Genomic DNA, 17,630 nt, shown 5'->3' with positions numbered 1-17,630 from the left:
TAGCATGATGCGATGACGGTAACTTTTTCAGGATGTAACGACCAGAGTTGATGACTGAAATGCAGAAAATTAAGAAGATTTAAGGCGAATGCGGGGCCCTGCGGGCCGATGCTGATGCCAGAGTCAGAGTCAGAGTCAGAGTCAGAGTCAGAGTCAGAGTCAGAGTCAGAGTCAGAGTCAGAGTCAGAGTCAGAGTCCATGTCGGTGGCGACTGCGATGGAGGTGAATCTATCGGTGAGACAAATGTTGCGGCACTGACAGGGAGCAGAGCCGGTGTCACCCGGCCCGACTCCGGGCGACTACAGCACCGGGTGACCCACCAGGAAGCCAAACGCCACTGACAGCACGATCGCCAGCGTGCCGGGGATCAGGAACGAGTGGTTAAACACAAAACGTCCGATGCGCGTTGAGCCGGTGTCGTCCATCTCTACCGCCGCCAGCAGCGTCGGGTAGGTTGGCAGCACAAACAGCGCGGAGACTGCGGCAAAGGAAGCGACGGCGGTGAGGGGAGACACGCCCAGCAGCAGCGCGGCGGGCATCAGCGCCTTGGTCGTGGCGGCCTGCGAGTAGAGCAGGGTGGAGGCGAAGAACAGCACCACCGCCAGCATCCACGGGTAGTCGTTGAGCAGCTGGCCGGCCGCGCCCTGGATTTCGCTGAGGTGCGCCTTCACGAAGGTATCCCCCAGCCAGGCGACGCCCATTACGCAGATGCAGGCGCTCATGCCCGATTTGAAGGTGCTGGCGCTGAGGATCTCGCCGCAGTCAATTTTGCAGCAAAAGCAGATTAGCATCGCCACCGTCAGCATAAACACCACGATCGCCTCGTTACGCGGCAGCACCGGGTTGCTGATTAGCCCTACCGCATCGCTGATCGCGGTGGCGTAACCGACTACCGCGATAATGCCGAGCAGGAACAGCAGCACGGCGCGTTTCGCACCGGGCTTCGCTTCGAACTTGCTGGCACCGCGCAGGGTGATTTCGCCCTTTGCCAGCCGCGCCTGATACACCGGGTCATCCTTCAGCTCTCCGCCGAGGAAGCTGGTCACCAGCGCCGCCAGAAATATTGCCACCATGGTGGAGGGGATCGCCACCGCCAGCAGCGCCAGGTAGCTGATGCCTTTCGGCTCCAGCAGCGCGGCCATAAATACCACCGCCGCGGAGATTGGCGAGGCGGTAATGGCGATCTGCGACGCGACTACGGCGATCGACAGCGGGCGCGACGGACGCACGCCCTGCTCTTTAGCCACTTCGGCGATCACCGGCAGGGTGGAGAAAGCGGTGTGCCCGGTGCCGGCCAGCAGCGTCATACCGTAGGTGACCAGCGGTGCCAGCAGGGTGATATAGCGCGGATGGCGGCGCAACAGGCGTTCCGCCAGGCTGACCAGGTAATCCATACCGCCGGCGATCTGCATCGCGGCAATCGCGGCGATCACCGCCATAATGATTTCAATCACATCGAAGGGGATGGCCCCGGGTTTGATTTGAAACACCAGCGTTAACACCAGCACGCCAAATCCGCCGGCAAAGCCGATGCCGATACCCCCTAACCGGGCACCCAGCCAGATGGCGATCAGCACCACCATTAACTCGGGAAACAACATAGTCCGCGCTCCTTAAAAATATTGAAAATAAAAGGTTAAAAATCTGTATCGGGCAAAAAGAAAAAGGGCACGTGGTGATAAACCTACGTGCCCTTGAGCATTATTCGCGCTGACTGTTATTCGTTGTCATCGGTGTAGCGTTTGGCTTTGTACACCGGGAACATCAGGTTCTGGGTGGAGAAGATGTCGTCCAGCTCGCTTTCGGTCAGCAGACCGCGCTCCAGCACCACTTCCCGCACGCTCTTACCGGTTTCCGCACAAATTTTACCGACGATGTCACCGTTGTGGTGGCCGATATACGGGTTAAGGTAAGTCACGATGCCGATCGAGTTAAACACGTAGGCTTCACACACCGCACGGTTGGCGGTGATGCCGTCGATGCATTTCTCCAGCAGGTTGTGGCAGGCGTTGGTCAGGATATGGATCGACTCAAACAGCGCCTGACCAATCACCGGTTCCATTACGTTCAGCTGCAGCTGACCGGCTTCGGAGGCCATGGTGACGGTGATGTCGTTGCCGATCACCTTGAAGCACACCTGATTGACCACTTCCGGCACCACCGGGTTAACCTTGGCGGGCATGATCGAGGAACCTGCCTGCAGCTCAGGCAGGTTGATTTCGTTCAGGCCAGCGCGCGGGCCGGAGGAGAGCAGGCGCAGGTCGTTACAGATTTTCGACAGTTTCACCGCCAGGCGTTTCAGCGAGCTGTGCACCATCACGTAGGCACCGCAGTCGGAAGTGGCTTCGATCAGATCTTCCGCCGGCACGCACGCCAGGCCGCTGACTTCCGCCAGCTTCTGCACCGCCAGCTGCTGATAGCCATCCGGGGTGTTCAGGCGGGTACCGATAGCGGTGGCGCCGAGGTTCACTTCCAGCAGCAGTTCGCCGGTGCGCAGAATGCTGCGGATCTCTTCGTTCAGCAGCACGTTGAACGCGTGGAACTCCTGGCCGAGGGTCATCGGTACCGCGTCCTGCAGCTGGGTACGGCCCATCTTAAGGATGGTGTCGAACTCCACCGCTTTACGCTGGAAGCCTTCGCTCAGTTTGCCAATCGCCTCCAGCAGCGTCAGGATCGAGCTGTAGACCGCGATGCGGAAACCGGTCGGGTAGGCATCGTTGGTGGACTGGCATTTATTGACGTGGTCATTCGGGTTGAGGAACTGGTATTCCCCTTTCTGGTGACCCATCAGCTCCAGGCCGATGTTAGCCAGCACTTCATTGGTGTTCATGTTGACCGAGGTGCCTGCGCCGCCCTGATAGACGTCGATGGGGAACTGGTCCATGCATTTGCCGTTCAGCAGCACTTCATCGCAGGCGCTGATAATGGCGTTTGCCACGTTGCGCGGGATGGTTTGTAATTCTTTGTTGGCCAGCGCAGCCGCTTTTTTCACCATCACCATGCCGCGAACGAACTCGGGGATGTCACTGATCTTGCTGTTACTGATGTAGAAATTTTCAATCGCACGCAGAGTATGAACACCGTAGTAGGCATCGGCCGGTACTTCGCGGATACCTAACAGGTCTTCTTCGATACGAATGTTATTAGCCATGAGAACCTTCTTGTCAGAACTGCCGGAAAATCATCACAATTTAAGCGCCTGCAACGCAAAATCTCAGTCACCGGCTGACGGCCAGGGCAATGCCCATCCTGCGCACCCCCCTTGTCTAAAATGTCAGCAACAATCACCATATTTCTGCTGCGTTACGGGGTATTACCGGGCCGTGGAACACCGGTAGCAACATTTTATCCGTTTGCCAGCACGCCAGCACGATCATATTCGGCTACAGTGCAAAAGCGTAACGCAGATCACTTAAATGATGGCGCGCGTGAACCCGTTACCATCATAGGTGATAGCCGCGACAAAAGGATCCGGCGAATGAATTTCCACATATCCGGTTGAAAACGGCACCGGTCGTGCCCATCTCTTATACTCAGGATCGTGACGATCGCCATTTTATGCTGTTCTGCCTCAGGCGGAGCGGCAACAAATACAGGAGAGACCGGTGCGCTGGTTACCGTTGTTAGTTATTTTTGCCCTGGTGTGGATCGAGATTTCGCTCTTTATCCAGGTCGCCCACGTGCTGGGCGTACTGCTGACCATGCTGCTGGTGATTTTCACCTCCTGCATCGGTATCTCGCTGGTGAAGAACCAGGGCATGAAGAATTTCATGCTGATGCAGCAGAAGATGAACGCCGGTGAGAGCCCGGCCGCCGAGATGATTAAAAGCGTCTCGCTGGTGCTGGCGGGGTTCCTGCTGCTGCTGCCGGGCTTCTTCACCGACTTTATCGGGCTGTTGCTGCTGCTGCCGCCGGTGCAGAAGATCCTGACCTTACGGCTGATGCCACACCTGCGGGTGTGGGGCGGGGCGGGCACCCGCAGTGCCGGCTTTACCGTTGACGGTGAGTATCAGCGTAAAGAGACCCGCCTGATTGAGCATGACGACAGCGACGATAAACCACGCTAAATCTCTCAGTCGTTCTGCTGCGGCGCGCCCCTCAACCGGCGCGCCGTCTTTTTTTGTGTAGTTGTGCGCAAATAGACCAGAAAAACGCCGTTTTGCCGTAACGGTAAAAATTTTTATCGCCGGCCCTTGAAAGCCGCCCCCCCCGGCCCTATCTCATTCGTCACGAGGCCGGTTGCCCGTTGCCCGGTTCATCCCAACAATGCCTGATTGGACTTCTCAAAGGAGAGCTATCAATGAAAATTCGTCCATTACACGACCGTGTGATTGTTAAGCGTAAAGAAGTTGAATCTAAATCTGCTGGCGGCATCGTGCTGACCGGTTCTGCTGCGGGTAAATCAACCCGTGCGGAAGTTCTGGCAGTCGGTAACGGCCGCATCCTGGAAAATGGCGAAGTGAAGCCGCTGGACGTTAAGGTTGGCGACGTGGTGATCTTCAGCGAAGGTTACGGCGCGAAGACTGAGAAGATCGACGGCGAAGAAGTGCTGATCATCTCTGAAAACGACATCCTGGCGATCGTTGAAGCGTAATTAACGCGTAACTCACTGAACATAAAAATTTAAGGGAAGAGAGAAAATGGCAGCTAAAGACGTAAAATTCGGTAATGACGCGCGCGTAAAAATGCTGCGCGGTGTGAACGTACTGGCAGATGCAGTAAAAGTTACCCTGGGTCCGAAAGGCCGTAACGTGGTCCTGGATAAATCTTTTGGTGCACCGACCATCACCAAAGATGGTGTGTCTGTAGCGCGTGAAATCGAGCTGGAAGACAAGTTCGAAAACATGGGCGCACAGATGGTGAAGGAAGTCGCCTCTAAAGCGAACGATGCTGCCGGTGACGGCACCACCACCGCGACCGTACTGGCTCAGTCAATCATCACTGAAGGCCTGCGCGCAGTTGCCGCCGGCATGAACCCGATGGACCTGAAGCGCGGCATCGATAAAGCGGTTATCGCTGCGGTTGAAGAGCTGAAAAAACTGTCTGTCCCTTGCTCTGACTCTAAAGCCATTGCTCAGGTAGGTACCATCTCTGCTAACTCCGACGAAACCGTGGGCGAACTGATTGCTCAGGCGATGGAAAAAGTTGGCAAAGAAGGCGTGATCACCGTTGAAGAAGGCACCGGCCTGCAGGACGAGCTGGACGTGGTTGAAGGTATGCAGTTCGACCGTGGCTACCTGTCCCCGTACTTCATCAACAAGCCAGAAACCGGTGCAGTTGAGCTGGAATCTCCGTTCATCCTGCTGGCTGACAAGAAGATCTCCAACATCCGTGAAATGCTGCCAGTGCTGGAAGCCGTTGCTAAAGCCGGTAAACCACTGCTGATCATCGCAGAAGACGTGGAAGGCGAAGCGCTGGCGACTCTGGTCGTGAACACCATGCGCGGCATCGTGAAAGTGGCTGCGGTTAAAGCCCCTGGCTTCGGCGATCGTCGTAAAGCGATGCTGCAGGATATCGCTGTGCTGACCGGTGGTACCGTGATCTCTGAAGAGATCGGCATGGAGCTGGAAAAAGCCACCCTGGAAGATCTGGGTCAGGCTAAACGTGTGGTGATCAACAAAGACAACACCACCATCATCGACGGTACCGGCGACCAGGCGAACATCTCTGGCCGCGTTACCCAGATCCGTCAGCAGATCGAAGAAGCGACCTCTGACTACGATCGTGAAAAACTGCAGGAGCGCGTAGCGAAACTGGCAGGCGGCGTAGCCGTACTGAAAGTTGGCGCAGCAACTGAAGTTGAGATGAAAGAGAAGAAAGCCCGCGTTGAAGATGCCCTGCACGCAACCCGTGCAGCGGTAGAAGAAGGCGTGGTTGCCGGTGGTGGCGTGGCGCTGGTGCGCGTAGCCTCTAAACTGGGCGAACTGCGTGGTCAGAACGAAGACCAGAACGTCGGTATCAAAGTTGCACTGCGTGCAATGGAATCTCCACTGCGTCAGATCGTATCTAACGCCGGTGAAGAGCCATCTGTTGTGGCTAACACCGTGAAAGCGGGTGAAGGCAACTACGGCTACAACGCGCAGACCGAAGAGTACGGCGATATGATCGCTTTCGGTATCCTGGATCCAACCAAAGTGACCCGTTCTGCCCTGCAGTACGCGGCCTCTGTGGCTGGCCTGATGATCACCACCGAGTGCATGGTTACCGACCTGCCGAAGGGTGATGCACCAGACTTGGGTGCAGGCGGTGGTATGGGCGGCATGGGTGGCATGGGCGGCATGATGTAATCGCCCTGTTCCCGGTCGTGTGCCGGGAATACACCTGAACGGCCTGCCAGTCTATGACTGGCAGGCCGTTTGCTTTTGTGCGCCGGATGCCGATAAGCTCTGTTTCTCTTTTACCGGCTAAAAAGGTATAAGTAAGAGCACAGATTACCACCTGACCAATAGCGGCCAGCGTAAGGCAAAGAATGAACAGGACTTTTCTTAGATTTCTGTTACGCTTCGGCCTGACTCAGATGAAAAAACATGGGGATTAAAATGCGTATCAAGGTTCTGGGACTCTCGTTTGCCGCCGTGATGCTGGCGGGTTGCAGCAGTTCGTCCAACGGTCTGTCGGCCGCCGGGCAGCAGGTCAGCTTTGTCGATCAGCAGCCGTCCAGCCAGTGCCAGCTGTTGGGTAACGTTACCGGCAGCCAGAGCAACTGGTTTACCGGCACCGGTGGTGAAGGCAGCTCGCTGCGCGGCGCGGCCAACGATCTGCGTAACCGTGCGGCAGAGCTGGGCGGTAACGTGATTTACGGCGCAACCAGCCCAACCCAGAACATCTGGTCAAGCTTCGCCCCGCTGGACAGCAAGATGAGCGGCCAGGTGTATAAGTGCCCGTAACGGCACTCATCTGAAGACTGTCAGGTTGTCTTCTCGCCTGTTGACGCTGTGACAGGCTCCCTTCGCTTCACGTTCAGCGTTGCCTGCTGGTCGCCTGTTAACTGGGGGGCTGGCTCAGGGGCCTGTACACTCCGCAAAGACGCAAAAAACGTCATCCCTGACAGCTCAGCGCGGGCCTTCCCTGGCCCGCGATGCTTTGCTTCGTGTACAGGCTCCCATCGCTTTACGTTCTGAGTTGCCTGCTGGTCGCCTGTTAACTGGGGGGCTGGCTCAGGGAGCCTGTACACTGCGCAAAGACGCAAAAAACGTCATCCCTGACAGCTCAGCGCGGGCCTTCCCTGGCCCGCGATGCTTTGCTACGTGTACAGGCTCCCATCGCTTAACGTTCTGTGTTGTCTGCTGGTCGCCTGCTGGCACGGTGACAGGCTCCCATCGTCTTGCGTTCTGCGTCGTCGGCTCTGCTGGTGGCCTGTTGGCGCTTGTGGGGTGACATTCTGAGGCAGCCACACCCCAACTATCGGGCAATCGGGTATATCCGGGTTAGCGGACCGTCGACGGCCATGGATGGCCGGCGCCGAGCCTCCATGGACGGACTCGTGGCGTGTCCGCGTTCCGGATATACCCGATACGCCGGGCACCGGAACCGGCAGCAACTTCTCGCTGGGTACCGCGTGTCTGCTTGCTTAGAGCACGGGCACTATTCCTGGCGCAGCTGCAAATCTAACGGCGTTTTACTCGGCTCTCCGCCAATCTCCCGCGCCAGCTTCGGCACCATATAGCCGGACACCTTTGCCAGCAGCTCACGCACGATGGCCCGCGCCTGCACGTCGGGCACATAAAAGTGCGCGGCTCCCTGTACTTTATCCAGTACGTGCAGGTAGTAAGGCAGGATGCCGGCGTCAAACAGCGCATTGCTCAGTGCCGCCAGCGTGGTGGCATCGTCATTGATGCCGCGCAGCAGCACGCTCTGGTTGAGCAGCGTGACCCCGGCGCGCTTCAGCATGCGCATACCGTCGCGCAGATCGTCGTCGATCTCGTTGGCGTGGTTGATATGGGTGACCATCAGCACCTGCAGCCGCGACTGCGCCAGCCGCTGGCACAGCGCTTCGGTGATGCGTTTTGGAATAACCACCGGCAGGCGGCTGTGAATGCGCAGCCGTTTCAGGTGCGGGATCTGCTCCAGTTCGCCGATCAACCAGTCCAGCTCGTGATCTTTCGCCATCAGCGGGTCACCGCCGGAGAAAATAATCTCATCCAGTTCCGGCTGCTGTCGGATATACTCTAGCGCCTGCTGCCAGTTACGCTTGTTGCCCTGATTATCCGCATAGGGAAAATGGCGGCGGAAGCAGTAACGACAGTTAACGGCGCAGCCGCCCTTAACCAGTAACAGCGCACGATTGCGATATTTATGTAACAGACCCGGCACCACGCTGCTCTGCTCATCGAGCGGATCGGTACTGTAACCCGGCGCGTCGACAAACTCCTGCTGTGAGGTGATCACCTGCAGCAGTAAAGGATCGTGCGGATCGCCCCTTTGCATGCGTGCCGCAAACGCGCGCGGCACCCTGAGTGCGAAAAGACGACGGGCACCGGCACCAGAAGCCAGCTCCGGGTGGTTTTGCAGCGCTAAAAGCTGCAATAATTCATCGGGATCGGTGATTACATCGGCAAGTTGATGTAACCAATCTTCTCGGACGGGGGGTTTTAGGGTTACAATGTGTGCCATTTTTTTGGCTTAGTACCAGTAATAAATTGTAGAGGGCCTTTATGGCGACTTATTCTAGCAACGATTTCCGTCCCGGTCTTAAAATCATGTTCGAAAGCGAGCCTTATGCGATCGAATCAAGCGAGTTCGTTAAGCCAGGCAAAGGCCAGGCATTCGCTCGCGTTAAAATGCGTCGCCTGCTGACCGGTACCCGCGTTGAGAAAACCTTCAAGTCTACCGACTCTGCTGAAGGCGCTGACGTGGTTGATACCAACCTGAACTACCTGTACAACGACGGTGAGTTCTTCCACTTTATGCACCCGGAAACCTTCGAACAGCACCCTGTTGAAGAGAAAACCGTTGGCGAAGCGGCAAAATGGCTGCTGGACAACGCCGAGTGCATCGTGACCCTGTGGAACGGCCGTCCTATTGCCGTGCAGCCACCGAACTTCGTTGAGCTGGAAATCACCGATACTGACCCAGGCCTGAAAGGCGATACTGCCGGTACCGGCGGCAAGCCAGCCACCCTGAGCACCGGCGCCGTGGTTAAAGTGCCACTGTTCGTGCAGATTGGTGAAGTGATTAAAGTTGATACCCGTTCTGGCGAATACGTTTCACGCGTTAAATAAGCCTGAATTCGCAGAGCCCGGCGTTGCCGGGCTTTGAGTCCTGCTCTGTTCCCGCCCGGTTTCTTCATCCTGTTCACATTTCCTCCCGCTCCGCCAGGCGCACGGGAAAATTACGGCTATGCTTTAACTGCTGTACTTTAACTCTGAATAAAAGGACATTGTTATGAAGAAAAGTATTCTTGCTGTAATTTCTGTGCTGCTGCTCTCATCGATATTAACCGCCTGTAACACTACGCGTGGTGTGGGTGAAGACGTTGAGGCCGGTGGCAAAGCCATTCAGAAAAGCACCCAGTAAACAGTTTGACGGGCCGGTGCCTGCGCACCGGCCATGCTGGCTAGAGCTGGCGAACCCAGATCAGTTTATCCACCTCGAATCCTGCTCCGCGTGCCTTAGCCACCAGCTCCGCTTTTACCCCGGCATCCAGCTGCGGCGTACGCGATAAAATCCACAGATAGTCACGGTTTGGCCCACAGATCAGCGCATGCTGATAGTTTTTATCCAGCGCGATAACGTTATAGCCGCCGTAAAACGGCCCAAAGAACGACACCTTCAGCGCCGCCCGGTCCGTTGGCCCGGTGAAGTAGGCTTTACCTTCACTTTCCTGCCAGCGCTGTTTCTTCACATTATAACCGCGGTTAACCACCTTCAGCCCGCCGTCATCACGCTTGCTGTAGCTGGCGGTGACCTGCTCCAGCCCGCGCTCAAAACGGTGATCCAGCCGGGCGATCTCATACCAGCGTCCGAGGTAGCGCTCGCTGTCAAAGTTATTGACCGGCGTCACGCCCTGCGGAGGGGTGGGGGCGCAGGCCACCGACAGCAGCGCACCGGCGCCCGCGGTAAGCATTTTCCACAGTGACATAAATCCTTCCTTTTCCTGATTATTTTTTTGAGTATAGCGGCTGCTGGCAAAAACAGCTCTCCGCACCGCGCACGGCGGCAGCGCTTTATATGTCGCGCAGAATTGTGTGTTGCAGCACGGACAGGTAGACTTCCTGCCCCTGACTGATTCCGGAGTAGAAAAGATGAGCGATACGGCCAGCTGGATGCCAAGTGCACCCATCGCCAATTTATTAAAGCGTGCGGCGATTATGGCTGAAATCCGGCGCTTCTTTGCCGATCGTGGCGTGCTGGAAGTAGAAACCCCGGCGATGAGCCAGGCGACGGTGACCGACGTTCATCTGTTCCCTTTTCAGACGCGGTTTGTCGGGCCAGGAGCCTCCGACGGGCTCGATCTCTATCTGATGACCAGCCCGGAATACCATATGAAGCGCCTGCTGGCGGCGGGCAGCGGCCCGATCTATCAGCTGTGCCGCAGTTTTCGTAATGAAGAGATGGGGCGTCACCACAACCCGGAATTCACCATGCTGGAGTGGTATCGCCCGCACTACGATATGTACCGCCTGATGAACGAGGTGGACGACCTGCTGCAGCAGGTGCTGGAGTGCGCGCCGGCGGAAACGCTCTCCTATCAGCAGGCGTTTTTGCGCCATCTGGAGCTTGACCCGCTCTCTGCCGATAAGGCGCAGCTGCGTGAAGCGGCGGAGAAGCTGGGAGCAGGGGATCTGGCCCACCGCGAAGAGGATCGCGATACGCTGCTGCAGCTGCTGTTTATGCTCGGCGTGGAGCCGCAGATTGGCCTGGATAAGCCGGCGTTTGTCTATCACTTCCCGGCTACCCAGGCGTCGCTGGCGGAGATCAGTACCGAAGATCACCGGGTGGCGGAACGTTTTGAGGTCTACTTCAGGGGAATGGAGCTGGCCAACGGCTTCCGCGAACTGACCGACAGTCGCGAACAGCGTATGCGCTTTGAGCAGGATAACCGCAAGCGCGCCGCCGCCGGCCTGCCGGTGCAGCCGGTGGATACCAATCTGCTGGATGCGCTGAGCCACGGCATGCCGGAGAGCTCCGGCGTGGCGCTGGGCGTCGATCGTATCGTGATGCTGGCGCTGAAGGCCGAACAACTCAGTGAAGTGATTGCGTTCAGCGTCGATCGCAGCTGACGCCAGCAGAAATAAGTGAGGCGCGGACAATCGCGCCTCACTAAAACACCTGCCCAAAACGCCCGACGGGCGCTGCTCAGCGGTGGCTATGCCGCGGCAGCATTGCGGCCATCCCGGTTACAGTCCACCTGATTTGTAGTTGCGTGCCGCCGGCGCACCGTTGCTGGCCGGCGTTTTGCGACCCAGCGTCTCCATACGCACCTGGAACGGTGGGAACGGCATCTCCAGATTGTGCTCCTGATAGCCGCGCAGGATCAGCTGATGCAGCTCATGGCGCAGCGGCATGCGGTGGCCCATCTCGGCGGCGTGAATACGCAGCTCAAACAGCTGAATACCCTGCTGCAGGTCCACCAGGAAGGCTTCCGGCGGCGGCGTGTCCAGCACGTACGAGCAGCGCTGTGCCGCCGTCATCAGCACGTTGGTCACTTCCTCACTGTTGGCCTCGGCAGACGCCGGAATGGTCAGCACCACGCGGGTCACCGAGTCCGACAGCGACCAGTTGACGAACTGCTCGGTGATAAAGGCCTTGTTCGGCACGATAATCTCTTTGCGGTCCCAGTCGGTGATGGTGGTGGCACGGGTGTTGATGCGGGTGATGCTGCCGGTCAGATCGCGGATGGTCACGGTATCGCCGATACGGATCGGTTTCTCAAACAGGATAATCAGGCCGGAGACGAAGTTAGCGAAGATCTCCTGCAGCCCGAAGCCCAGCCCCAGCGTTAAACCCGCCACCAGCCACTGCAGCTTCGACCAGTCAACGCCGATCATCGAGAAGCCGACCAGCCCGCCCACCAGCACCAGCACATATTTGGTGATGGTGGTGATAGCGTAGCCGGTGCCCGGCGTCAGGCTGATGTGCTGCAGCAGCGCCAGCTCAAGCAGGGCGGGCATATTGCGCACCAGCTGAGTGGTGATAATCAGCACCAGAATCGCGATCAGCACCGAACCGAGGGTGATCGGTTGCAGGCTCTCAACGCCCTGCACGGTGGTGCTGACGTCCCACAGGCGGATGTTTTCGAGGAAGCCAAACGCCGAATGGATCTCTGACCACAGCACGATCACCGACACCAGCGCGATTAACGTCAGGATCGAACGCACCAGCCGCAGCGACTGGGCGCTGATCGCATCGAGGTCGATCACCGGCTCTTCAACATCGATGCTGTCCGCCGCGCTCTGCTGGGCGGCCAGATCCTCTTCGCCGCGCGCGCGCTGGGCGAGGATCTCTGCACGGCGCTGGCGGGCGCGGTCAAAGGCGATTTTACGCCGCTGGATCAGCATCCAGCGGCGGATAATGTGGTAGATCACCAGCAGCAGGAACCAGATCGCTACCGAGGTCTCTAACCGCGCCAGCAGCGCCTGGGCGGTAGCCAGATAGCCGATGCACGAGGCCAGTGCCGCCACCAGCGGAATGGCGATCATCACGTTCCACAGGATGTTATTGATCACGTTCTCGCCGTTGCCCTCTTTATCAAGGTGCAGCGGGATGCCGGCGCGTTTCAGGCTGACGGTCACCAGGCTAAGCGCGCCGCAGATCAGAATAAAGCAGACGCGGCCGAGCGTCGGTGAGAACTGGCGCTCTTCGAGGTTGTCGAAGGCGATCAGCAGCATGATCAACGGCACGACCAGCCCGACGCACAGCGTGTAGAAGCGCATCGCCCGCGCCACGCGGGCCTGCGGCCAGCGGAAGTGGACGATAAACAGCCCCTGCGAACGGGCAAAGGTGGCGCTGATCATAAATGCCCACAGCAGCGGGACGCTGGCGGTGACGCCGTCGCCAATCGCTACCGCCAGCGGGTAGGGCCAGGCGTGCTGTAAGCCGTAGCCCAGCGCCGCCCACAGCACCGGCAGCGGCAGCGCCACGAGGATCGACCAGAAGACGGTGCGCAGCGTCAGGCTGAAGTGGTCCAGCGTCACCTTGCCGACCTTGCCGGAGGCCCGTTCGAGGAAGCGGCGGAAGTGGCGGCGTGAGCTGAGGCTGAAGCCGACCAGCAGCACGGCTCCGAGCAGCGGCAGCACCGTCTCCCGGCTGGTGACCATCATCACCAGCGCACCGCCCAGCTGGCCCAGCGTATCCAGCGACAGCAGCTTCTGCAGGTCGCGCGCCAGATCCAGCGGGAAGCTGAAGCCGATAGCGCTGACGTCGGCGGTCCAGAACAGGTAGCGGTGGGCGGCCTCTTTCACTTCGTTCAGCGCGTCCACCAGCTGGGTGTTGCCGACCTTCAGCTTGGTCACTTCCAGAATCAGATTGTCGCAGCCGGAGAGCAGCGAGGTCAGCAGCTCGCGCTGGGTTTTCAGCTGCGCGTCAAGAATGCGCCGCTGCTCTGTGGTCAGGTTACTGTTGTCGTCCTGGCGCAGCTGGCGCAGCGTCTGCTGGTGTTCCAGCAGATCCTCATACTTCAGACGCTGGACGCGCAGCTCACCCATTTCGCTGTCCAGCTGCTGCGGTTTCGGTATATCCGGCAGGCGCGCGACCTGCGCGCGTAGCGCTTCACCGAGCACGTTAGAGACGCCCAGCCACTGCGACTGTTCACGAATGGTGCTCAGCGCCTGGCGCACCTGCAGGGTCTGGTTGGCGGCGGTGCGCTGCTGCGAGGCCACCAGGTCCAGCCGCTGCGCCTGTTGGTTCAGCGCGGCGGAGAGCTCGCGGTTGACGCGGAACTGCTCGGCAATCCCGGCAGGCAGGTCGCCGCTGTTCTCCGCCAGCTGTTCGGTGCGGGCCAGCGCGGTTTCGGCTTCCCGCTGGCGCTGGCTGTTCTGCAGGTTACGCAGATCCTGCAGGTAGCTGTCCATCTGGCTGGCGGTGCGCTGGTGCACCTCGGCACGCATACGCGCCAGCTCCTGACGGTTGTTGGCGGAGAGCTGCGCCAGCTCCAGCTCATCCACCCGCGCCTTCTGTGCGGCAGATTCCGCCTGACGGGCGGCTAACTGAGCCTGGCCCAGCGGCGTGTTGGCTGTGGGCTGCCCCTGCAGGCGGCGTTCGATCTCGTTCAGGCTGCGGCGGGCTTCGCTCTGCTGCTGCGGCAGCTGCGAAAGCGAATCGCTGATTTCCCGGGCGCGATCCTGCTCCTGCTGCGCCTGGCGGCGCTCCTCCAGCAGCTGGCTGCTCACCTGCAGGATCTCCTGATCCAGCTCGGCGGCGCTCATACTGGCGCGGGGCGCTTTACTGCCGTCGGTCAGTCCGGCAATCTGCTGACGCAGTTCGCGGGTCAGTTTCGGGAAGTCGTCGATAACCTGCTGGTATTCGGCAGTACGCGCCAGCGACTGCTTACGCTCGTCCAGCGCGTTAAGGGTGGACTGCAGCGCTTCGACCCGATCGGTCTGGCCGGCGGCGGATTTATCGGCTTTGGCTTCTTCAAGCTGCTGCCCGACCTGTGTAGCATCGGGCAGGCTGGCGGCGTACACCGGCTGGAGCAGGCTCCAGCCGAGTAACAGGGCAGGGATCAGACGTAACATGGCGGCCTGCTATGGGTGGTGGAGAACATCTTCCGCACTCTCTTTTTGCAGTGCAATGGCCAGCGGTTCGCCGAGGCGGGTTTTGCTCTCCGCCGCCAGGCTTTCTGCCAGCTGGACTTTGCCCGCGGCGAACAGGTTAATCACCGTAGAACCGAGCTTGAAGCGGCCCATCTCCTGGCCTTTCAGCAGCACCACGGAGCCCTCTTCTTCGGCACCCGGCCAGCTCCAGCGTTTGATCACGCCTTCACGCGGTGGGGTGACGGTACCGGCCCAGACGGTCTCAATGCTGCCGACGATGGTGGCACCGACCAGGATCTGCGCCAGCGGACCGAACTCAGTATCGAACAGGCAGATGACACGCTCGTTACGGGCAAACAGGTTCGGGATGTTCTGCGCGGTCAACGGATTCACCGAGTAGAGATCGCCCGGCACGTAGATCATCTCGCGCAGGATGCCGTTGCACGGCATATGCACGCGGTGGTAGTCGCGCGGTGCCAGATAGGTGGTAACGAACTCGCCGTCACGGAACAGATCCACCATCGCGGCCTGACCGGCCAGCAGCGCTTCCAGCGAGTAGGTATGGCCTTTGGCCTGGAAAATCTGGTCGCCTTCAATGCGGCCCAGCTGGCTGATGGCACCGTCTGCCGGCAGGATCAGCTGGTTAGGATCGGTATTCAGCGGGCGGGCATCGTCGCGCAGCGGGCGGACGAAAAAGTCGTTAAACGTGCGATAGCTGGCGGTATCCGGCTTCTGCGCCTCTTTCATATCGACCTTATAGAACCAGACGAAAGCGTCGATCACCGCTTTCGTCAGCCAGCCGGCGCGTTTGCTGGCTCCCCAGCCGGCCAGTTCAGTCAGGGCTTGTTTCGGCAGTAAGTTATTCAGGCCGAGTTTAATACGATCTAACACGTGAGCCTCCTGGCTTAAGACAGCAAAAGAGAAAAGGGGGCGGATTGTAGCAGCGCCGGGGGGTTAAGGCTATGGCCGCCCCGGCAGCGCCGTCAGTCTTTGTCGCTGGTGAAATTGCGGCGGGTTTTTGCCTGCACTTCAGCCATCGTTTCCAGAATCTGGTGATAGTTGACGAAGCGGGACTCGTCGATCTCGCCTTTATCCACCGCTTCGCGGATGGCACAGCCGGGATCGGTGTCGTGCTTGCAGTCGCGGAATTTACAACCACCCAGATAGTCACGGAATTCGACAAATCCGCGGGTGATTTGTTCCGGCTCCAGGTGCCATAAACCGAATTCACGCACGCCAGGGGAGTCGATCACGTCACCACCGTGCGGGAAGTGATACAGGCGCGAAGCGGTGGTGGTGTGCTGGCCGAGGCCGGAGACGTCTGACACGTCGTTGGTCAGGATCTCATTATTACCCAGCTCCAGCCCCAGCAGCGCGTTCAGCAGGCTGGATTTACCGACGCCGGACTGGCCGGCAAAGATGCTGATACGGCCAGCCAGCGCCTGTTCCAGCTCGGCCAGGCCCTCTTTGCGGTAGCTCGATACCATCAGCACCGGGTAGCCGATATGGCGGTAGATATTCATCTGCTCGTCGACAAAAGCGCGGGCTTCGTCGTCCAGCAGGTCGGTTTTATTCAGCACCAGCAGCGGTTCGACGCCCAGCGTTTCGCAGGCCACCAGATACCTGTCGATAATGTTCAGCGACAGCTCCGGCAGAATCGCCGACACCACCACAATCTGGTTAATGTTGGCGGCAATCGGTTTTACGCCGTCGTAGAAGTCGGGGCGGGTCAGCACCGAGGTACGCTCATGCACGGCTTCAACAATGCCTTTGACCGTGGCGCCGCCCTCAACGCCGGGGCGCCACAGCACGCGGTCGCCGGTGACCAGCGAACGAATGGTCCGGCGGATATTACAGCGGTGCACCGAACCGTCCGCGTCTTCAACGTCGGCATGCATACCAAAACGGCTGATCACCACGCCATCACGTGCTTCACCAAACAGGCTGTCATCCGGCTCGGGTTTATCGGCACGCTGCTTCAGGCGACGATCGTGGTTGGCACTCACGCGACGTTGCTGACCTTTGGATAGTTTGTTTTTAGTCACTGTTCCTCACACGGTTACGGCATATTTCGCCCTTCGCGGGCAAAACGTCTATCATACACGCTAAATTGAGACAATGCCGCTCTGGCTACCGTGAGACGCACTATGACTGCTAATGCAAATAACCTGATTTGGATCGATCTTGAGATGACCGGGCTGGACCCGGAGCAGGATCGTATTATTGAGATCGCCACTCTGGTGACCGATGCCGACCTGAATATTCTCGCGGAGGGGCCGGTGTTTGCCGTGCATCAGTCGGACGCTCAGCTGGCGCTGATGGACGAGTGGAACGTGCGTACCCACACCAACAGTGGCCTGGTTGAGCGGGTGAAGGCCAGCCAGGTTGACGATCGCGCTGCCGAGCTGGCGACCATTGAGTTCCTCAAACAGTGGGCACCGGCCAATACCTCTCCGATCTGCGGCAACAGTATCGGCCAGGATCGCCGTTTCCTGTTCAAATATATGCCGGAGCTGGAAGCCTACTTCCACTACCGTTACCTCGACGTCAGCACCCTGAAAGAGCTGGCGCGCCGCTGGAAGCCTGAGATCCTGCCCGGTTTTAAAAAGCAGGGCAGCCATCAGGCGATGGACGACATCCGCGAGTCGGTGGCCGAACTTGCTTACTACCGCGAGCACTTTATTCAGCTGTAAGCGGCCGGGCAGGGGAAGGCTGACGGGCGGGTACGTGTAGCGAGGGAGGTGGCGGCGTAAGGCCAGAACTGACTGCCGCATGCCGTGCTTCATTCATCCTGAGTCAGAAATGACTCAGGGTGGTGGAAAAACAGCCGACCGAACGGTTTTATGAAATTTTTTTTGCACGAGGGGTTGCAGGGGTAAGGAAACTCCGTATAATGCGCTCCCCGTACCGGTGAGAAAATTCATCGTTACGACCCCT

Annotated in this window: 15 protein-coding genes; 8 read left to right on the top strand and 7 right to left on the bottom strand. The window is 58.9% G+C overall.

Features of this window, described 5'->3' with window-relative positions; translation table 11 throughout:
- Nucleotides 1-299: 299 nt before the first annotated feature.
- Nucleotides 300-1,601: an anaerobic C4-dicarboxylate transporter gene (locus NV64_RS13800; protein ID WP_101506121.1), complete on the bottom strand. Its 1,302-nt coding sequence runs from the start codon at nt 1,599-1,601 to the stop codon at nt 300-302.
- A 116-nt stretch (nt 1,602-1,717) separates the two neighbouring features.
- Nucleotides 1,718-3,151 carry an aspartate ammonia-lyase gene (gene aspA, locus NV64_RS13795; RefSeq protein ID WP_056235347.1) on the bottom strand — a complete coding sequence of 478 codons (1,434 nt, stop codon included), beginning with the start codon at nt 3,149-3,151 and terminating at the stop codon, nt 1,718-1,720.
- 454 nt (nt 3,152-3,605) lie between these two features.
- Here aspA and NV64_RS13790 point away from each other — a divergent pair, with 454 nt between their 5' ends.
- The 4 genes from NV64_RS13790 (at nt 3,606) to NV64_RS13775 (ending at nt 6,887) form a co-directional block, all read left to right on the top strand.
- Complete coding sequence (locus NV64_RS13790) at nt 3,606-4,067, top strand: FxsA family protein (protein WP_056235350.1); 462 nt, start codon at nt 3,606-3,608, stop codon at nt 4,065-4,067.
- Between the two features lie 233 nt (nt 4,068-4,300).
- The gene (locus NV64_RS13785; RefSeq protein WP_056235352.1) at nt 4,301-4,594 is read left to right on the top strand and encodes a co-chaperone GroES; all 294 of its coding nucleotides are present in this window, start codon (nt 4,301-4,303) and stop codon (nt 4,592-4,594) included.
- Nucleotides 4,595-4,640: 46 nt separating this feature from the next.
- Entirely contained in the window at nt 4,641-6,287 is a 1,647-nt protein-coding gene (gene groL, locus NV64_RS13780; RefSeq protein WP_056235355.1) for a chaperonin GroEL, read from the top strand.
- 252 nt (nt 6,288-6,539) lie between these two features.
- The gene (locus tag NV64_RS13775) at nt 6,540-6,887 is read left to right on the top strand and encodes a DUF4156 domain-containing protein (RefSeq protein ID WP_056236363.1); all 348 of its coding nucleotides are present in this window, start codon (nt 6,540-6,542) and stop codon (nt 6,885-6,887) included.
- Nucleotides 6,888-7,584: 697 nt separating this feature from the next.
- Here the strand turns inward: NV64_RS13775 and epmB are convergent.
- Entirely contained in the window at nt 7,585-8,613 is a 1,029-nt protein-coding gene (gene epmB / locus NV64_RS13770; RefSeq protein ID WP_056235358.1) for an EF-P beta-lysylation protein EpmB, read from the bottom strand.
- 41 nt (nt 8,614-8,654) lie between these two features.
- Between epmB and efp the strand changes: the two genes are divergently transcribed.
- Together efp and NV64_RS13760 are read left to right on the top strand one after the other, a co-directional pair.
- Nucleotides 8,655-9,221: an elongation factor P gene (gene efp, locus NV64_RS13765; RefSeq protein WP_056235362.1), complete on the top strand. Its 567-nt coding sequence runs from the start codon at nt 8,655-8,657 to the stop codon at nt 9,219-9,221.
- 163 nt (nt 9,222-9,384) lie between these two features.
- Nucleotides 9,385-9,516: an entericidin A/B family lipoprotein gene (locus tag NV64_RS13760; RefSeq protein ID WP_101506120.1), complete on the top strand. Its 132-nt coding sequence runs from the start codon at nt 9,385-9,387 to the stop codon at nt 9,514-9,516.
- Nucleotides 9,517-9,556: 40 nt separating this feature from the next.
- Here the strand turns inward: NV64_RS13760 and NV64_RS13755 are convergent, their stop codons facing one another.
- Nucleotides 9,557-10,081, bottom strand: a complete 525-nt coding sequence (locus NV64_RS13755; protein WP_056235367.1) for a lipocalin family protein — start codon at nt 10,079-10,081, stop codon at nt 9,557-9,559.
- A 163-nt stretch (nt 10,082-10,244) separates the two neighbouring features.
- Between NV64_RS13755 and epmA the strand changes: the two genes are divergently transcribed.
- Nucleotides 10,245-11,222, top strand: a complete 978-nt coding sequence (epmA, locus tag NV64_RS13750) for an elongation factor P--(R)-beta-lysine ligase (protein ID WP_056235370.1) — start codon at nt 10,245-10,247, stop codon at nt 11,220-11,222.
- Nucleotides 11,223-11,339: 117 nt separating this feature from the next.
- On the opposite strand, the gene mscM is transcribed toward epmA, so the two are convergent.
- From mscM to rsgA, 3 genes are all read right to left on the bottom strand, one after another.
- Nucleotides 11,340-14,675, bottom strand: a complete 3,336-nt coding sequence (gene mscM, locus NV64_RS13745) for a miniconductance mechanosensitive channel MscM (protein WP_056235374.1) — start codon at nt 14,673-14,675, stop codon at nt 11,340-11,342.
- A gap of 9 nt (nt 14,676-14,684) precedes the next feature.
- Complete coding sequence (gene asd / locus NV64_RS13740; protein WP_056235377.1) at nt 14,685-15,584, bottom strand: archaetidylserine decarboxylase; 900 nt, start codon at nt 15,582-15,584, stop codon at nt 14,685-14,687.
- A 92-nt stretch (nt 15,585-15,676) separates the two neighbouring features.
- A complete protein-coding gene (gene rsgA / locus NV64_RS13735) occupies nt 15,677-16,738 on the bottom strand; it encodes a small ribosomal subunit biogenesis GTPase RsgA (RefSeq protein WP_056235380.1) in 1,062 nt (353 codons plus the stop codon).
- Nucleotides 16,739-16,840: 102 nt separating this feature from the next.
- On the opposite strand from rsgA, the gene orn reads away from it, so the two are divergent.
- Complete coding sequence (gene orn, locus NV64_RS13730; RefSeq protein WP_101506119.1) at nt 16,841-17,386, top strand: oligoribonuclease; 546 nt, start codon at nt 16,841-16,843, stop codon at nt 17,384-17,386.
- The last annotated feature ends 244 nt before the right edge of the window (nt 17,387-17,630 follow it).

Origin of the sequence: Erwinia sp. B116, from assembly GCF_002865965.1 — a bacterium.
Classification (GTDB): Bacteria; Pseudomonadota; Gammaproteobacteria; order Enterobacterales; family Enterobacteriaceae; genus Erwinia.
This window is presented reverse-complemented; position numbering and strand designations above follow the sequence as displayed.